The following is a 16,144-nucleotide window of genomic DNA, read 5'->3' on the forward strand; positions in this document are numbered from 1 at the left end:
GGTTCCTGAATAGATCGCTATATTTGTTTCAATTTCAGTTTGATGCCTTTGTCTTCCCAGCACTGTACCTCGAGCTCCAGCAGGTCTTCGATCGCCGGGAACTGGTAGAGCCAGGCTTCTGGGACCTGTAGCAGGTAACCGGGGCCGTGCGCGGACAGGTTGAGGCCATCGATATCCCGGTCCACATGATCCCGGTGTACGATACAGGCGAGACGCAGGCACAGTAGCAGGTCGCTGTCGGGGTGAAAACCGTAGTGCTCCTGTACCGCCTTGATATCGCCGCGCTGGTTGCGCACCAGATAGGCGAGATTTTCCTGTTCGTTTTTGCTGAACCCGGCCATGTCCGCGTGCTCGATCATATAGGCACCCAGCTTGCGGAAACTGCTGTGGGACAGGGATAGCCCGATCTGGTGCAGGTCCGCTGCCCAGCGCAACAGGCGCCGCTGGGCGACCTGCGAGTGGGGCTTTAACTGGCCAAAAAACTGCAGCGCGGTATTGGCGACACGGTTGGCCTGCGCGGGATCAATTTCCCCCCGCTCCATCAGGTTGGCCACGGTATCCGCGCGGCGGTCGCCGCCGGCCGCGCGGCCGGCCAGGTCATGGACGATGCCCTCGCGAATGGCGTAAGGGGAAATGTGCATCTGTTCGATATTCAATTCGCGAAAAATCCCATGCAGAATCGCAAGGCCTGCGGCAAACACCGGGCGCCTTTGAGGGTCAAGATGCGGTAAATCGATACTGTCGACGGTTTTACACTTCGCCACCTTGTCAGCGAGTTTATCCAGGTCCTCGCGCAGGATAGGCAGCAGCTCGCCATCGTTAAGCACGCGCGCCACGGATTTGACTGTACCGGATGCACCCATCACCAGCGCATCATCGGCAATGTGCTGCAGTTCCTGAAGTTCTGCCTGTGCGGCACGGCGGGCGCGGATGAAATTATTGCGTTTGCCGGCGTCAATCTTGCCGCTGTCAAAAAAGCGCCGGTTAAAGGCGACGCAGCCCATGCTGACGCTTTGCAATTGTTTTGGCGTTTCCACACCGCGGACCAGCTCGGTGGAACCGCCACCGATATCCACCACACAGCGCAGCTGCGGTGGCCCCTCTGCTGCAGCCATGACGCCGGAATAGATCAGGCGCGCTTCTTCAATGCCGGAAATGATTTCGATGGGTGCGCCAAGAATGCCTTCCGCTGCCTCCAGAAAACCATCCGCTCGGGTACTGGCGGCGCGCAGTGTGTTGGTGCCGACTACACGCACATTGTCCAGGGGCAGGTCCTGTATCACCGGTGCGAAGCGGCGCAGGGCTTCGAGGGCGCGCTCAGCAACTTCTGGCGCCAAGTTGCGCTCATTGTCCAGACCTTCCGCCAGTCGCACCATGGCGCGGTCGGTATGCAGTCGCACCATGCGCAGATCGCGAAACTCGGCCAGTAGCAGATGAAAACTGTTGGAGCCCAGGTCGAGCGCAGCGTAGCGCTCGTGACTGTTGTCTGCACTGGTACTGGCGGAGTGGATAGTGGTAGCGTCAGCGGCTGTCATGGTTATCGTTGTCAAATGCGTGTAACAAAAATGTAGCAAACTGCGTTGCTATAACCTATGGCTTTAAGAGCGTTTACCCGATTGAGACCGAACAACTTTGCTCTGCCCACAGGTCTATCGCGCCCCGATGGCGATGAGGGGACCTGTCCCACGGAGAATGCAGTAGAGAGTATGGCAAAAGACATCCCCCTCTTCCCCAAAGAGATCAGTTGGCTTTCCTTCAACGCCCGTGTATTGCAGGAGGTGGAGGACGAGAGCGTTCCGGTTATCGAGCGGGTGCGCTTCCTTGGCATTTTTTCCAACAATCTCGACGAATTCTACCGGGTTCGCGTAGCGGATGTGCGCCGCCTGGCCACATTTACCAAGGGCAGCAAGAAAAAAGAGAGCTTTTCGGAGCTATTGGGCAATATCAATGAGAAGGTGTTGCGTCTGCAGGCCCGTTTCGGCAATGCCTATACCAAGGCGTTAAAAGATCTCGGGCGGAACAATATCCACGTCATCAACGAGCGCCAGCTGACGGATAACCAGCGCGCCTATGTGGAGGAGTACTTCCACCGCGAAGTGTTGCCGGAACTGGAGCCATTTTTTATTGACGACCGGGATACCATGCCGCTGCTGAACGAAGCGAGCATTTATTTCGGTATCTATCTCGAGCTCGAAGACGGCAGTCTGCGCTTTGCCGGGCTGGAGCTTCCTACGGATATCCTGCCGAGGTTTGTCGCCATACCCCACCGCGAGAAACGCCATGAGAAGGTCTACATTGTTCTCGACAATGTGATTCGCGCCTGTCTCGTGGACGTGTTCCGCTTTGTTTTGCCCATTGAAAAAGCGGCCGCCTATACCTTCAAGATTAGCCGCGACGCCGAGCTCGAACTGGGGGAGCACGTTACCCAGAACATTGTCGACCGGGTCGCGAAGTCACTGAAAAAGCGCAAGCAGGCAGAACCGGTGCGCCTGGTGTATGACTCCACCATGCCAGAAGTACTGCTGCAGATGATCAAGAAAAAGCTGAAGATGGGGCGCTACGACAGCTATACGCCCGGCGGCCGCTACCACAACTCAAAAGATTTCATGAGTTTCCCGGCGGATAGCAAGCAGCACACTTACCGTAAAATCGCACCACTCCCCACCTTGCCGGACAGCGCCAACATTTTCGATTGGCTGCGGGAGAGGGACCGGCTGTGCTATTACCCGTATCACGATTTTCGTGTAATCACCAAGTTGCTGGCCTCCGCAGCGATTGACCCCAAGGTGCGTGAGATACGCATCAACCTGTACCGCGTAGCGCAGAACTCGCGGGTAGTGGCGGCGCTGGTCAACGCGGTGCGAAACCAGAAACAGGTGACCGCGGTAGTTGAGCTGCAAGCCCGTTTCGACGAGCAGGCCAATATCCACTGGTCCAATGAGTTGAGTGATGCAGGTGTTGAGGTCATTTACGGCGTGCCTGGTTTGAAGGTGCACTGCAAGCTGATTTCCATCCTGCGTGAAGAGGGTGGTCGCAATCGCTATTACACCCACTTCGGTACTGGCAACTTCAACGAGAGCACGGCACGCTTTTACTGCGATTTCAGCCTGCTGACCAGTGATGACAAACTGGGAGAGGATGCCTACCGGGTATTCGACTTTATCAAGCAGCCCCACCTACAGGTGGACTACAACCACATCTGGATGTCACCCCATAGCAATCGCCCGAACATCCTCGCTTGTATCGATCGTGAGATTGCCGCAGCGACTGCCGGCGATCCTGCAGAGATTTTCATCAAGTGTAATAACCTGGTGGACTCCGAAGTGATCGAGCGCCTGTATCGTGCGGGTGCCGCCGGGGTACGGGTGCGGATTATCGTGCGTAGTATGTGTGCACTGCTGTGTGAGACCAAGGGCCTGTCGGATAACATTCAGGTGATCAGTCTGGTGGACAAATATCTTGAGCATGCGCGGGTGTACGCCTTCCTCAATGGTGGCGAGCCGGGTGGAGACAAGGGTGGCGAGGAGCAGGTTTACCTTTCTTCTGCCGACCTGATGACTCGCAACCTGGATCACCGGGTGGAAGTCACCTTCCCGCTACTGTCGGCGGTCCATCGCAAGACGGTGCTGGATATTCTCGAATTGCAGTGGCAGGACAACCAGAAAGCGCGGATTCTCGATGCGGATCAGAGCAATGGGCGCATCGCCAATCGCGACAGCAAGCGCAATGTGCGTTCTCAGGATGCGATTTACCGGTACCTGAAAAAGCTGGAGGTATGACGGCCGGCTCAGTTTCTGCTGAGCCCCACCAGCTTGCCATTCTCGAACGACAGCCGATAGCGCTTGCCGACTTTCAGGTGATCCTTACAGCGGGAGGCGATGGTGATGCGGGGATACTGCGGCGTCACTACCCAGGTAGAGAAGTCGTCCTCTGGACCACGCTTGATCAACCAGTAGTGATCGCCGTGTTTGCAGGTACCCTTGGCCATACAGTTGTCGTAGCCCCATAAATAGGCACGCACATCGTATTTAGCAGGCAGGTTGGCGGAGGGCTGAAAAGGTTGGCGCGGATCGTCGGTGAATTCGTAGAGGGTGTCGAATGAGACCAGCTTGTAGCCCTTGGCAGGGGTCTCACAGCTGGCAGTGTGCATGGCGACAATGGCGGCGGTTCCAGGAGGCTTTGACTTGTCGGTCTTGATGTCGCCATCCATTTCGCTGGGCAGGTAACCGCAGCCACTGAGTGACAGGCTCCACAGCATCGTTCCAACGCTCAGGGCATTACAGCCGATATACCGCACTTCTTACCTCCATCGGTACCGTTCCGCTTTTTTAACTATAGCCGCTGAAACTTCCAGCCACCGATGGGACTCCCTATACCCGGTGAGACTCTGCCGTCAGTCGTTGCGTGGGGCCCATTGTCCTTTGCCCTGTGCTTTTTGGCTGATAGTTTTGATGCCACAGCCAGGCGCGTAATCCGTGCAGTATCAGGGCGCAGTGCGCTTGATCGGCAGCCGATGAAAACGCACTTTGCGACGATAGGGGAAGGTGCTCTCCACGCGGCCGGCGCGAATGCGTTCCTGCAGGCGCTGCCAGTATCGGTAATCGTAAAGGTCGCTGTGTTGGTCCTCGAACGCCTTGCGGGCCACCGGATTACCGGAGAAAAACAGGCGAAATTCTTCCGGGAAAACATCCGCCTCGGCGACGGTGTACCACGGGCGGTCGGCCAGCTCCTGCTCCGCCGTTTGCGGCTCGGGAATTTTTCGGAAGTTGCACTCGGTTAGTGGGCAGAGTTCATCGTAATCGTAAAAAACCACACGGCCGTGACGTGTTACCCCGAAGTTCTTCAGCAACATGTCGCCCGGGAAGATATTTGCCGCCGCCAGTTGCTTGATGGCATTGCCGTACTCTTCCATGGCTTCAATCGTCTGTTGTTCATCCGCCTGGTCCAGGTAAAGGTTGAGCGGCTCCATACGCCGCTCTACATACAGATGTTTGATGATGACCCATTTCTCATCTACAAGCAGTTTGGATGGGGCGAGGGTTTGCAGCTCGTGCAGTAGCTCATCACTGAAGCGGTTGCGGTAAAAAATAAAGTTGGTGTATTCCTGGGTATCCGCCATGCGGCCGACGCGGTCAGCGCGGGATACAAACTTGTACTTATCCTTGACGATTTCCTCGGTCACGGTTTTCGGATTATCGAACTTGTCCTTGATGACCTTGAATACCACCGGGTAGGAGGGAAGGGTAAATACACTCATCACCATGCCCTTGATGCCGGGGGCGATGATGAACTTATCGTTGCTCACCTTCATATGCGCCAGGATATGGCGGTAGAACTCGGTTTTACCGTGCTTGTGGAAGCCGATGGAGTTGTACAGTTCCGACTTTTCCTTGAGCGGCATGATGGTGGAAAGGAAGCGCACGAACCGCGATGGAATGGGCGCGTCCACCATGAAGTAGGAGCGGGTAAAACTGAAAATGATACTGACGGAGTCGTTGTCGTGGATCAGGGTGTCCACGAATACATTGCCGCGACCATTGTTGAGACAGGGCAGTATCAGCGGGATCACTTCGCCGGCGAACATCAGCCGCCCGACCAGGTAGGCGGCCTTGTTGCGATAGAACACGGATTCCAACATGTCTACCCGCAACCGGTGTTCGTCATCTTCCCCTTCCAGCATGCCTGCCAGCGGGCCTTCGCGCAGGGTACTGCAGATATTCTCCACATCCCGCGGCATATCTTCCCAGGGGATGGAGAAGCTGTAGTCGGCGAGGATGTCTTCAATCATCGCCTCCATTCCATCGCGACCGCTGTAGCTGATATAGATGGAGTAATCCCGCAGGGGTTTGTCATCCAGCGCACGGGAGGGTTTTACGAAAATGTGGCTGTCGTGAATATGGGCGTGCTGGAACTGGCTGCAGAAAACCGAGTTAAAAAAGGTCTCGGCGATTTCATAGTTGTTGTGATTGGCGATCAACTGGCTGTAGGTCGCCTTGGCCTGCCCCCACAGCTCCAGTTGGGTGGTGTCCTTGCTGGTGACCGAATGCACCAGTTTCAACACCTGGTTGACCTTGATCTTGTAGAGGTCGATCCGTTCCTTATTGGTCTCCCGCACTGCTGCCCAGGCCGCGGTCTCAAACCGCGCCTTGGCGCCCAGGGTAATATTCTGGAAATCGGCAAAATAGGCATCAAAGCCATTGAGGATTGTTTTGGCGATACGGCGGGCAGTCGGGGAATGGTTTGTCATGCACTAGACTCTTGTGGAACCATCTTCTTCCATTTGCCGATACTAGCACGGACAAACAGGCTCTCACTTGAACGATTGGATCAGCAGCTTTGTCTTTTTCTTTGCCGTTATCGACCCGGTAGGTACACTGCCGGTGTTTATTGCGGTGACCACCCAGCACAGCGAGTGGCAGCGGCGCAAGATTGCTATTCTGGCGGTTGCCGTCGCCACGGGCATTCTTATGTTTTTCCTGTTGCTGGGGCAGTATTTACTCGAGGCCATCGGCGTACCCCTGTCCGCATTCCAGGTGGCCGGTGGCATCGTTCTGTTTCTATTTGCGCTGACCATGATTTTTGGTGCAGGCAAGCCGGAAAACGAAGTTGAAATCATTCGCGAAGGCCATGAAACCGCGATATTCCCTCTGGCGGTGCCGTCCATTGCCTCTCCCGGTGCCATGCTGGCGGCGGTGGTACTCACCGATAACCACCGATTTGACCCTATTCATCAAGTGAATACTGCCAGCGCCATGTTGGCGGTCCTTGGGATTGTGCTGCTGCTATTATTAACCGCTAACTGGATTTACCGCTGGATTGGCAATGCCGGCGCCAGTATCGTCAGCCGGGTGATGGGACTGATACTCGCTTCGGTGGCCACCACCAATGTGTTGCTGGGGTTACAGCAGTTCTTTATGACCTGACCATCCGAAGTGCACCTCCATAAAAAAACGCCGGCAAGCCGGCGTTTTTTAGCTGTTCCCGATTTTGGGAAGCGGATTCACGCTATGGTCCGCGGCCCCGCACCAAACGCAGAATCAGCAGTATTACCGCTATCACCAGCAATACGTGCAGGAAGCCACCCATGGTGTAAGAGCTCACGAGCCCCAGCAGCCAGAGCACGACAAGTATGACAATAATTGTCTCAAGCATGTTCGCAACCTCATTAGGCCCTTTGCGGGCGTTGTTGGGGGTTGGCTAAGTCGGGCCAACGGCCACAGCTTCACGGAGAAGGTGCGGTAGTAATAAAACAATAGCTTGTGGTATCTGAGCCCACAAAGAAAAATGTTTCCCGCAGCACTCGGCATTAAGATCAATTGTTGATAACCCTGAACCAATCTATTGAGACCGGTTCTTACGTAACAAGTCCGTGTAAGACACAGGCCGCTTCCGCGACCAAACAGTAAACTGCCACATCCGCCATGGCCTGTGAGAACAAAGGAGAGTGACCTTGCTGATCAAATCACCATCGCGCCATACATTGACGGAAGCGCAAACGACTCCTGAGTCCGCGTATGTCTCCCGTCGCCAGGTGATCGCCGGGCTGGGAGCTGGTATCGGCGGTCTGCTGCTCGCACGCAATTCCTACGGCCTGGACCTTTTTGGCAGTGACACGCCGAAAGCGGCCCCGCGCAAGCCGCTGGACTTCGCCCCCCAAAAGCCTGCTCCCGCGTTGACACTGACGCCGGAAGCCAAGGTCATGAACCACAATAACTTCTACGAATTTGGCACCGGCAAAACGGACCCCGCGGAAAACAGTCAGGGACTGAAAACCGAGCCCTGGACGCTGACGGTAGAGGGCGAAGTGGAAAAACCGGCGACGGTGGATGTGTGGAAGCTGATGAGCGAGATCGGGCTGGAGGAGCGTATCTATCGCATGCGCTGCGTTGAGGCCTGGTCCATGGTGATTCCCTGGGTCGGATTTGAACTGGGCAAATTCCTCACACGCTTTGCGCCGACAAGCCGTGCCAAATACGTCGCCTTCCAGACCCTCTACGATCCGGAACAGATGCCCGGTCAGCGCAATCGCTATGTGGGTGGTGGGGTGGATTACCCCTATGTGGAGGGGCTGCGCATGGATGAGGCGATGCACCCGCTCACCATCCTTTCTGTCGGCCTCTACGGCAAAACCCTACCGCCGCAGAACGGTGCGCCGATACGCCTGGTCGTGCCCTGGAAATACGGCTTCAAGGGGATCAAGTCCATCGTTAAGATCAGGTTGGTGGAGAAGATGCCGCCCACGAGCTGGAACAAGATGTTGCCGCAGGAATACGGCTTCTACGCCAACGTGAACCCTGCCGTGGACCACCCGCGCTGGTCCCAGGCCAGTGAGCGCTTTATCGGCCCTGGTGGCCTCTTTGCGGTAAAGCGCCAGGACACCCTGCCGTTTAATGGATACGGGGAGGAAGTGGCCAGCCTCTACTCGGGTATGGATTTGAAAAAGTTTTACTGATGAGCGGCGCAACCCATGGCGCCTCCTGGCGCAAGCTTCTGGCAATCGTTTTGCAGGTCGGCGTGCATGTCGGCGCGTTGCTGCCGGTGTTGTGGTTGTTTGTCGCCATCAATCGCGGCGATCTTGGCGGGGACCCGGTCAAGGAGCTGATCCACTATCTCGGCATGGGCACCATTCGCCTTCTGCTTCTTACGCTGCTGATATCGCCTCTGGCACGTGTGCTGCATTTTGGCCAGTTGAACCGTTTGCGTCGCCCGCTCGGTTTGTGGTGCTTCGTTTGGGCCTCGTTGCATTTCAGTGCCTGGCTGGGGCTCGATCTGGCTCTGGACTGGTCACTGATCGGTAGCGAGCTGGTCCAGCGTACCTATATCCTGCTCGGATTTAGCGCCTGGCTGATTCTTTTCGCTCTGGCGGTCACCTCTCTCCCCGCATTGATGCGTAAAATGGGAAAACAGTGGAAAAAGCTGCACGGCCTGTTGTACCTGGTCGTGCTGCTCGCCTGTTGGCACTTTTGGTGGTCCGTAAAGAGTGGCTGGATTGAGCCCGCGATATACACGGCGCTGGCGTTGCTGCTGCTGTGGTGGCGACGCCAGGCTGTGCTGCGATGGTTGAAGAGTTTTCGCTGAGGGCTTTTGAAGGCCTGAATTTCAGCTGCCGATACTGCCACCATCTTGCCGGCGAATGGCCAGCACCGAGGGACGCGGCGGCATCTTGGGATCATTGTCCGGCCAGCGATGTAGTGGGTTGTCGTATGTTGAATCGCCAGCATCCGCCGGGTGCTGCACCGAGATAAACAATGTCTTGCCGTCGGGCGTAAATTCCGGGCCGCAAATTTCAGCGCCCTCCGGGCAGCCGAAGAAGTGCTTTGGCGCAGCGCGCAGCTCACCTTCGGTAGCCATCGCCCACAGGCCATCATGAAAGCCGAAGCTCTCACAGCCATCGGTGGCAATCCACATATTTCCTCGACTATCGAAAGCCACATTGTCCGGGTTGGCAAACCAGCCGTGGGCGGAGATATTAGCCGGATTTTGCTGGCCGTAGGCGCCCCGTTCTGCAGGGTCTTCCGCATTGGGATTGCCGCCTAGCAGGAAGGTGTTCCAGCGGAAAGTATTGCTGGCATGGTCGCGCAGCCCGCTGCGCCCCGGCGGCACAATTTCCAGAACATGGCCGGCGGCGTTGCGTGCGCGCGGGTTGGCGGCATTCTCCTCCCCCGTCGCGCGTTTTTTATTTTTGGTGAGCATCACGTAGGTGCAGTCGTTCACCGGGTTGGTTTCCACATCTTCCGGGCGATCCATTGGGGTGGCGCCGATCAGCCTGGCCGCGCGACGGCAGTCGATCAGTACATCGGCCTGATTGCGGAACCCGTTCTCCGGCGTCAGTAGTCCCTGCCCGAAAACCAGCGGCAGCCAGATGCCGGAGCCGCCCTCGTTAAACTGGCCTGCGTACAGGGTGCCCTCGGTCAGCAACTCCCGGTTGTAGGTATTGTTGCCAGGTTGAAAGGTTCCGCTCGAGACAAAGCGATACACAAACTGGTGTTCGTCGTCATCGCCGCCGTAGGCCACGATGGGTTCCCCGGGCTTGCTCACCACCGTAAAACCTTCGTGCTCGAAACGGCCGAGACCGGTGAGCTTGCGCGGCTTGGAATTCGGATCGTAAGGATCGTATTCGACCATCCAGCCAAAACGGTTTGGTTCGTTGGGCTCCGCGGTAATGTCGAAACGGCGATCGTAATCGCCCCAGTTACGGTTGCCTTTGTCGACGCCGAAGGCGTGGTGATTGCGGGCCTCTACCTCGTCCGCCACATTGTCCGGGTCGCCCTGGAATGCTCCGCCAAATCCTTCTTCTGCGATTAGCACCGTACCCCATGGGGTTTTGCCGCCGGCACAGTTTCCAACGGTGCCCAGTACCTGGGTACCGCTGGGATCCTCACCGGTTTGCAGGCGTTTGTCGCCGGCAGCGGCGCCGACGATAGCCATGGCGGTGGTGAGCGTTATACGCCGGTTGTAGGGGCTGCCCAGTACTGGCTGCCAGCCATCGGCAGTCTGCTCTATCTCTACCACGCTGTGGCCACAGGCCTGCTGCTCCACCGCAATATGTTCGTCACTGGTGCCGCGATTGGCGCTGGCTTCGGTATAGCCGGTAAACATCAGGTGGGGTTGGGTGTATTCATGATTGACACAGAGTAGGCCGCGCTCGCTGTTGCGGCTCAGGCTGTGCTTGTCGCCTTCGCCGGGAGCGGCATCCGGATCCAGCGGCATATACGCGATGAAATCATTGTTGTAGCCAAAGCGGCGGGATTGTTCTTTCGCGTCGAGTCTTTCCGGTACAAAAGCGCCGGTAAAGGCATCCAGCGGATCACCCCAGCGCAGCAGTAGGTCGGCGCTGTAGCCATTCGGCAGGTGGTGCTGGAAATCCAGTTTGTGGGGGATTTCCTTGAATCCGAGATTCGTTGCTGTCGAATTTTTTTGCTCGCTACAACTCGTTAGCAGAGACGTGCCGGTTGCTGCGGCGGTGGCGGCACCAATGACTTTGAACAGACTCCTGCGTGTCAGGCTGGTCGGCTGTTCGCTGGCTGCGTTTTCATCTTTGTGGCTTGTCATAAATTATTCACCATCAGTGTTCTTTATCCCGACAGGTCGCCGCAATCGACCTGAGGCCGGCGCTGCGCAAGCAATTTCGATATTTCGCTCGCGGCTTCGAGAGCAAGGTTACCGCTGCTCTATGACAAATTTAAAAAAAGCGTAACGCAAACTTCACACGCCAAGTCTAGCCTGCGCGCACAAATCAACAGGCCGGACATGGATTTTTCCGCCAGTGTACCGGTCGCCCAACTGCTTCTGCTCTTAATAAACCACTTCCAGATAGGGACGGGGAATATGATTAAAAATGCGACTAAGGCTGTATTTAATCTGAAAATGCTGGCGCCGATTGCGGCGGCGGTCATCAGTGTGAACGCCGGTGCACAGCAATCTGTTGAACAATCTGTTGTACAAAAGGCGTCGGAGAAACAAGGCGAGCTGATGGAGACCATCGTGGTCACCGCACAGGCCGCTAACGCCCGCAGTGACATCGAGCGCCAGCGTGAATCCAACAAGGTGGTCGCAGTACAGACCTCCGAAGCCATCGGCGAACTGCCTGACGCCAACGTAACCGAAGCCCTGCAGCGTATGGCTGGTGTCTTCATTGCCCGCGACCAGGGTGAAGGCCGTTTCGTGGGCGTACGGGGGATCGACCCCAACCTGAACGCTTCCACCATCAATGGCATGAGCCTGCCGGCGCCGGAAACCGACAGCCGCGCGGTAGCCCTGGACGTTATCCCATCCGACCTGCTGGCCAGCCTGGAAGTGTTCAAAACCCTGACACCGGATATGAGTGCCGATTCCATTGGTGGCGCCATCGAGATCAAAAGTATCAACGCTCTGGATTACGATGGTCAGACCTACAAAGTGTCGGTAGAAAACGGCTACGGCGAACTGCAGGGTGAAAACAGCCCGAAAATTGCCGGTACCTATACCAACAAAATTGACCTGAACGGCCGCACTCTTGGTGTTGCCATCGCCGCTTCTCATCAGCAGCGCAATTTCGGCTCGGAGAACATTGAAACCGACGGCGTATGGGAAGAATTTACCGCGCTGGACGGAAGCGTTGGCATCACCGCTGCGGAAATCGAAGAGCGCGACTACACCGTGACCCGTGAACGCACCGGCCTCGCCGCTAACTTCGACCTGGAGGTTACCGAAGGCCACCAGCTTTACCTGCATAGCCTCTACTCTGATTTTTCCGACGACGAGCAGCGTCAGCGCAATTCCTACAAGCTGGACGAAGAAAATGACGACCCGGATACCGTTTCCAGCAGTGCTGTGACCTGGTCAGACGCCGCGCTGGAGAAAGAACTGAAAGACCGTTTCGAGGAGCAGGAGATTTTGTCTGTGGTGGCCGGTGGTGCCCACGATCTGAATGCCTGGGGTGTGGAGTACGCATTGGGCTACTCCCACGCAGAAGAGTCCGAACCGCACCGTCGCGATACCACCTTCGTTCAGGAAGGGCTGGAGTTGGGGTATACCAGCGCCGGTAAAACCCCAAAAATGTACGCCGATGGCAGCGCCATGGATGCCGCTAACTACGAGCTGGATGAGCTTGTCATCGAGGACAATTTCACCGACGACGAAGAAGTCAGCTTCCGTATCGACATCCGTCGCGACATTGAAGTGGCGGGCAGCCCGTCCGAGCTGAAATTCGGTTTGCATGAGCGCCGCCGCGAAAAGACCGGTGATCTGAATGCGACCGTGTACGACGGCTTCGGTGGCGACTTCACTCTCGCCGATTTCGCCAACAGTGGCATCGAGTATGGTCTGGGTACTTTCGGCCCGGGAGTGAACAAGGGTGCATTGAACGCATTTATCGATGCCAATCTGGCCAGCTTCGAAATTGACGAAACCGACACCGCCCTGGACAGCGCGCGCGACTACGTGATGAACGAAGATATCTCCGCGATCTACGTGATGAACGATATCGACTTCGGCCGCGCCAACCTGGTTTACGGGGTGCGCTATGAAGCCACCGACTTCTCTGCCCAGGGTTACCGTGTAGCAGAGTCCGGCGAAGCCATCCCGGGTGCAGAAGAAGTCGCGGAGGATGTTTACGTCTCTTCAGTGGAGTACGAGAACGACTACAGCAATCTGTTCCCGAGCGTGAACTTCAAGTTCGATTACAGCGAAAACATCGTGCTGCGCGCGGCCTACACCGAGTCACTGTCCCGTCCGTCTTTCGGTGCCCTGAATCCGTCTCCCGCGGCCATCGAGTACGACGAGGGCGAGCTGGAGGTGGAAACCGGTAACCCGCTGCTGGATCCCTACGAAGCACGCAACTTTGACGCGTCTTTCGAGTACTACGCCGACGCACTGGGCATGTTCTCTGTCGGTGCCTTCTACAAGCAGATCGATAACTTTATCGTTACTGCCGATGTGGCCAGTACCGCTGACTACAGCATGTACGTTGGTGGTCTAGAAGTGGAAGAGGCCGAGATTTTCCAGCCGATCAATGGTGACAAGGCGACCCTGACCGGTGCGGAACTGTCCTGGACCCGCGGCTTCGACAACGGCTTCCTGCTGCGCGCCAACGCCACCATGACTGATTCCGATGCGAACCTGGGCCTGGGAGCCAATGCAGAGCGCAGCGACAAGATCTCCCTGCCTTCCCAGGCAGACCTGGTTGCCAACTTTATCGTTGGCTACGAGCGTGATGCCCTGAGTCTTCGCCTGTCCACCGCGTACAAAGGTGAGCGCCTGCTGGAAGTGGATCTGGAAGACGAAGCGTTTGATCTCTACGAAGATACCCACATGCAGCTGGACCTCTCCGCCAAATACCGTTTCGAAAATGGCATGCAGGTGTTCTTCAATGCGGTGAACCTCACCGATGAGCCCTTCTACGCCAACCGTCGCGGTTATAACGGCCAGTACGAAGAGTACGGTCCGTCCTACGTGCTGGGTGTGACTTACTCGACCTTTTAAGTCGCGCAGCAGTTCCGGATAAAAGGGCAGGGGCCCCGGCACCGATACAAACGATATCGCTGCCGGGGCTTTCTGCTATTTTTTTATATTGGAGTCACCGGTCATCTGTTTGCCATGTTTCTGACCCAAAGCGGGCGTATTGTTGCCTGTTGAGTGGTCGAAGCAACAACAGAAGTGTCAATGAACGGTAGTGATATGGCGTATAACCTTTTCTTGAGAATTACTGGTGCGCTGGCAGTGGTCGGCCTGCTCAGTGCCTGCGGGCCGCAGATTGAACATTCCACGGCGCCCAAACCCATCACCGCCGAGAATGCCCTGGCGCTTCAGGATGTGGTTTCCAGCCAACTGGCGCCACTGCAACTGGGCGGCAGCGACTACCTGTTGCTGGCGAGCGAAAAGCGGGGGCTGGTACTGGTTGACGGTGCCGGTGCCGAGCAGCTCGGGCTTGACGGTGGCACCGTGGAGCGGTTTGCCCTGCAGCAGCTGGAAGCGGACAACTGGTTGATCGCGGTCTACGACGAAGACAGCAGCGAGCTGCAGCTGCGACTGCTGGATTTGGAAAAGGGTAGCCCGCGAATCCGTTACCTCGGTGCCATGGCAACCAGTGCGCCTCAGGTGGCCATGTGCTTCTCGCGTCAGGCCGGCCGCACACATCTGTTCGCCATCGATGAAAACGGCCTCGGCCACGAATATGTCGTGCACCCCCGGGAACAGGCCTGGCAATTTACCGGCGTGCGCCCGCTGTATTTTGGCGAACAGGTTTCCTCCTGTGTGGTGGACGACCGCAGTGGCAAGTTGCTGGTGGCGCAACCGCCCCTGGGTATCTGGAGCCTGAATGCGGATGCCGAGATGGATGAAGGGCGCGAAGTATTCGCCACCCCGGCAGAGCTGGCGGAAGAGGCGTTTGGTGGCCTGTGGCTGGACGGAGTCAGTGGCAACCTTTGGCTGACTGCCGGTGCCCGGGTGCTCGCATTCAACATCAACACGCCGCGCCAGAAACCCCTGTTCTCTGAAATGCTCGCGGATGTTGAGCCGGTTTCCACCGCCGTTTTGCAGGGCGCGCTGCTGGCGCTGGAAGAGGAAAGTGACCAGGTGCACCGCTTTGCGGTGACGCTGCCGGAACCGGCAGCGGAAATGCAGGCGTTCCGCGGCCCGGTAGAAATTCCGCGGGTGCGGGCCAGCGCCCAGACGGCCCCGGTGACCTCCGGTGGCGACGCCGCAGATGACCCGGCAATCTGGGTGAACCTCGCCAAGCCGTCAGCGAGCCTGATCCTCGGGACCGACAAAAAAAGTGGTCTCAGTGTCTATGACCTGAACGGCAAGCTGGTGGAACACTTTGCGGTCGGCCGGGTGAACAATGTGGACCTGCGCCCCATCCAGCACGGTAAATTTGCCGCTATCGCTGCGGCCACCAATCGCACCGACCCCGGCGTGAGCCTGTTCGGTATCAGCGCGGCGGGTGAGGTCGATTATCTGGGGGTGCGCAACCTGGAGATGGAAGACCCCTACGGCCTGTGTGTTTACCGCAAGGGCGCAGACCTGATGGCCTGGGTATCGGACAAAGAGGGCGGGATGCAACTGCTGCAAATTGTGCCCGGCAGCGGCAATGTCGACTGGAGCCTGAAACAGGTGGCCTCTCTGGCTGTGGATAGCCAGGTGGAGGGCTGTGTGGTCGATGACGAAATGCAGATGCTGTTCTTCGGTGAGGAAGATGGCGGTGTATGGCGCCTTGATATCGCCGCCTTTCTCAGTGGCGAAGCCAGGCCCCAACTGATCGCCGCCGTGGATGGCGAGCGCCTGGCTGCGGATGTAGAGGGTATGGGGCTGTACCATTCCGGCGACAACAGTTACCTGGTGGTCTCCAGTCAGGGCAACAACAGCTATGCGCTGTTCAGCCGCGACGGCAGTCAGTTTGTTGGCCACTTCAAGGTGGATATCAACCTGGATAAAAACCTCGACGGCAGTTCGGAAACCGACGGCCTCGAAGTGTCCAGTGCCGCTCTCGGCAGCCAGTATCCGCAGGGGCTTTTGGTGGTGCAGGATGGCCGTAATCGCATGCCGAGCCAGACGCAGAACTTCAAGCTGGTTTCCTGGGCAGATATAGCCGAGACCCTGGGGCTACCGTAACCCTCGCCGGGGGAGGATTACGCCCCTCCGTGACTATGCGAAAATCCACCGGATT

The 16,144-nt window shown here is 57.2% G+C and carries 11 protein-coding genes; 6 read left to right on the forward strand and 5 right to left on the reverse strand.

Annotated features, from left to right (window positions below; genetic code table 11):
* Positions 1 to 17 precede the first annotated feature (17 nt).
* Positions 18 to 1,535 carry a Ppx/GppA phosphatase family protein gene (locus LC059_RS00615; protein WP_226701923.1) on the reverse strand — a complete coding sequence of 506 codons (1,518 nt, stop codon included), beginning with the start codon at positions 1,533 to 1,535 and terminating at the stop codon, positions 18 to 20.
* A 171-nt stretch (positions 1,536 to 1,706) separates the two neighbouring features.
* On the opposite strand from LC059_RS00615, the gene ppk1 reads away from it, so the two are divergent.
* The gene (gene ppk1, locus LC059_RS00620) at positions 1,707 to 3,779 is read left to right on the forward strand and encodes a polyphosphate kinase 1 (protein WP_226701924.1); all 2,073 of its coding nucleotides are present in this window, start codon (positions 1,707 to 1,709) and stop codon (positions 3,777 to 3,779) included.
* Between the two features lie 8 nt (positions 3,780 to 3,787).
* On the opposite strand, the gene LC059_RS00625 is transcribed toward ppk1, so the two are convergent.
* Positions 3,788 to 4,297: a hypothetical protein gene (locus tag LC059_RS00625; RefSeq protein ID WP_226701925.1), complete on the reverse strand. Its 510-nt coding sequence runs from the start codon at positions 4,295 to 4,297 to the stop codon at positions 3,788 to 3,790.
* Positions 4,298 to 4,483: 186 nt separating this feature from the next.
* Entirely contained in the window at positions 4,484 to 6,247 is a 1,764-nt protein-coding gene (gene aceK / locus LC059_RS00630; protein ID WP_226701926.1) for a bifunctional isocitrate dehydrogenase kinase/phosphatase, read from the reverse strand.
* Positions 6,248 to 6,314: 67 nt separating this feature from the next.
* On the opposite strand from aceK, the gene LC059_RS00635 reads away from it, so the two are divergent.
* The gene (locus LC059_RS00635) at positions 6,315 to 6,923 is read left to right on the forward strand and encodes a MarC family protein (RefSeq protein WP_226701927.1); all 609 of its coding nucleotides are present in this window, start codon (positions 6,315 to 6,317) and stop codon (positions 6,921 to 6,923) included.
* 82 nt (positions 6,924 to 7,005) lie between these two features.
* Here LC059_RS00635 and LC059_RS00640 read toward each other — a convergent pair whose 3' ends face one another.
* Positions 7,006 to 7,152, reverse strand: coding sequence for a lmo0937 family membrane protein (locus LC059_RS00640; protein ID WP_161859444.1), 147 nt, complete (start codon positions 7,150 to 7,152; stop codon positions 7,006 to 7,008).
* A gap of 298 nt (positions 7,153 to 7,450) precedes the next feature.
* Here LC059_RS00640 and msrP point away from each other — a divergent pair, with 298 nt between their 5' ends.
* Positions 7,451 to 8,452, forward strand: a complete 1,002-nt coding sequence (msrP, locus tag LC059_RS00645; protein ID WP_226701928.1) for a protein-methionine-sulfoxide reductase catalytic subunit MsrP — start codon at positions 7,451 to 7,453, stop codon at positions 8,450 to 8,452.
* A complete protein-coding gene (locus LC059_RS00650) occupies positions 8,452 to 9,078 on the forward strand; it encodes a protein-methionine-sulfoxide reductase heme-binding subunit MsrQ (RefSeq protein WP_226701929.1) in 627 nt (208 codons plus the stop codon). Before msrP ends, LC059_RS00650 begins: the two co-directional genes overlap by 1 nt.
* Before the next feature lie 21 nt (positions 9,079 to 9,099).
* Here the strand turns inward: LC059_RS00650 and LC059_RS00655 are convergent, their stop codons facing one another.
* Positions 9,100 to 11,052 carry a PhoX family protein gene (locus LC059_RS00655; RefSeq protein WP_226701930.1) on the reverse strand — a complete coding sequence of 651 codons (1,953 nt, stop codon included), beginning with the start codon at positions 11,050 to 11,052 and terminating at the stop codon, positions 9,100 to 9,102.
* A gap of 276 nt (positions 11,053 to 11,328) precedes the next feature.
* Here LC059_RS00655 and LC059_RS00660 point away from each other — a divergent pair, with 276 nt between their 5' ends.
* Together LC059_RS00660 and LC059_RS00665 are read left to right on the forward strand one after the other, a co-directional pair.
* Entirely contained in the window at positions 11,329 to 13,962 is a 2,634-nt protein-coding gene (locus LC059_RS00660) for a TonB-dependent receptor (RefSeq protein WP_226701931.1), read from the forward strand.
* 180 nt (positions 13,963 to 14,142) lie between these two features.
* Entirely contained in the window at positions 14,143 to 16,089 is a 1,947-nt protein-coding gene (locus LC059_RS00665) for a phytase (RefSeq protein WP_226701932.1), read from the forward strand.
* Positions 16,090 to 16,144 lie beyond the last annotated feature (55 nt).

The organism is Microbulbifer elongatus (assembly GCF_020524885.1).
Lineage (GTDB): Bacteria > Pseudomonadota > Gammaproteobacteria > Pseudomonadales > Cellvibrionaceae > Microbulbifer > Microbulbifer elongatus_A.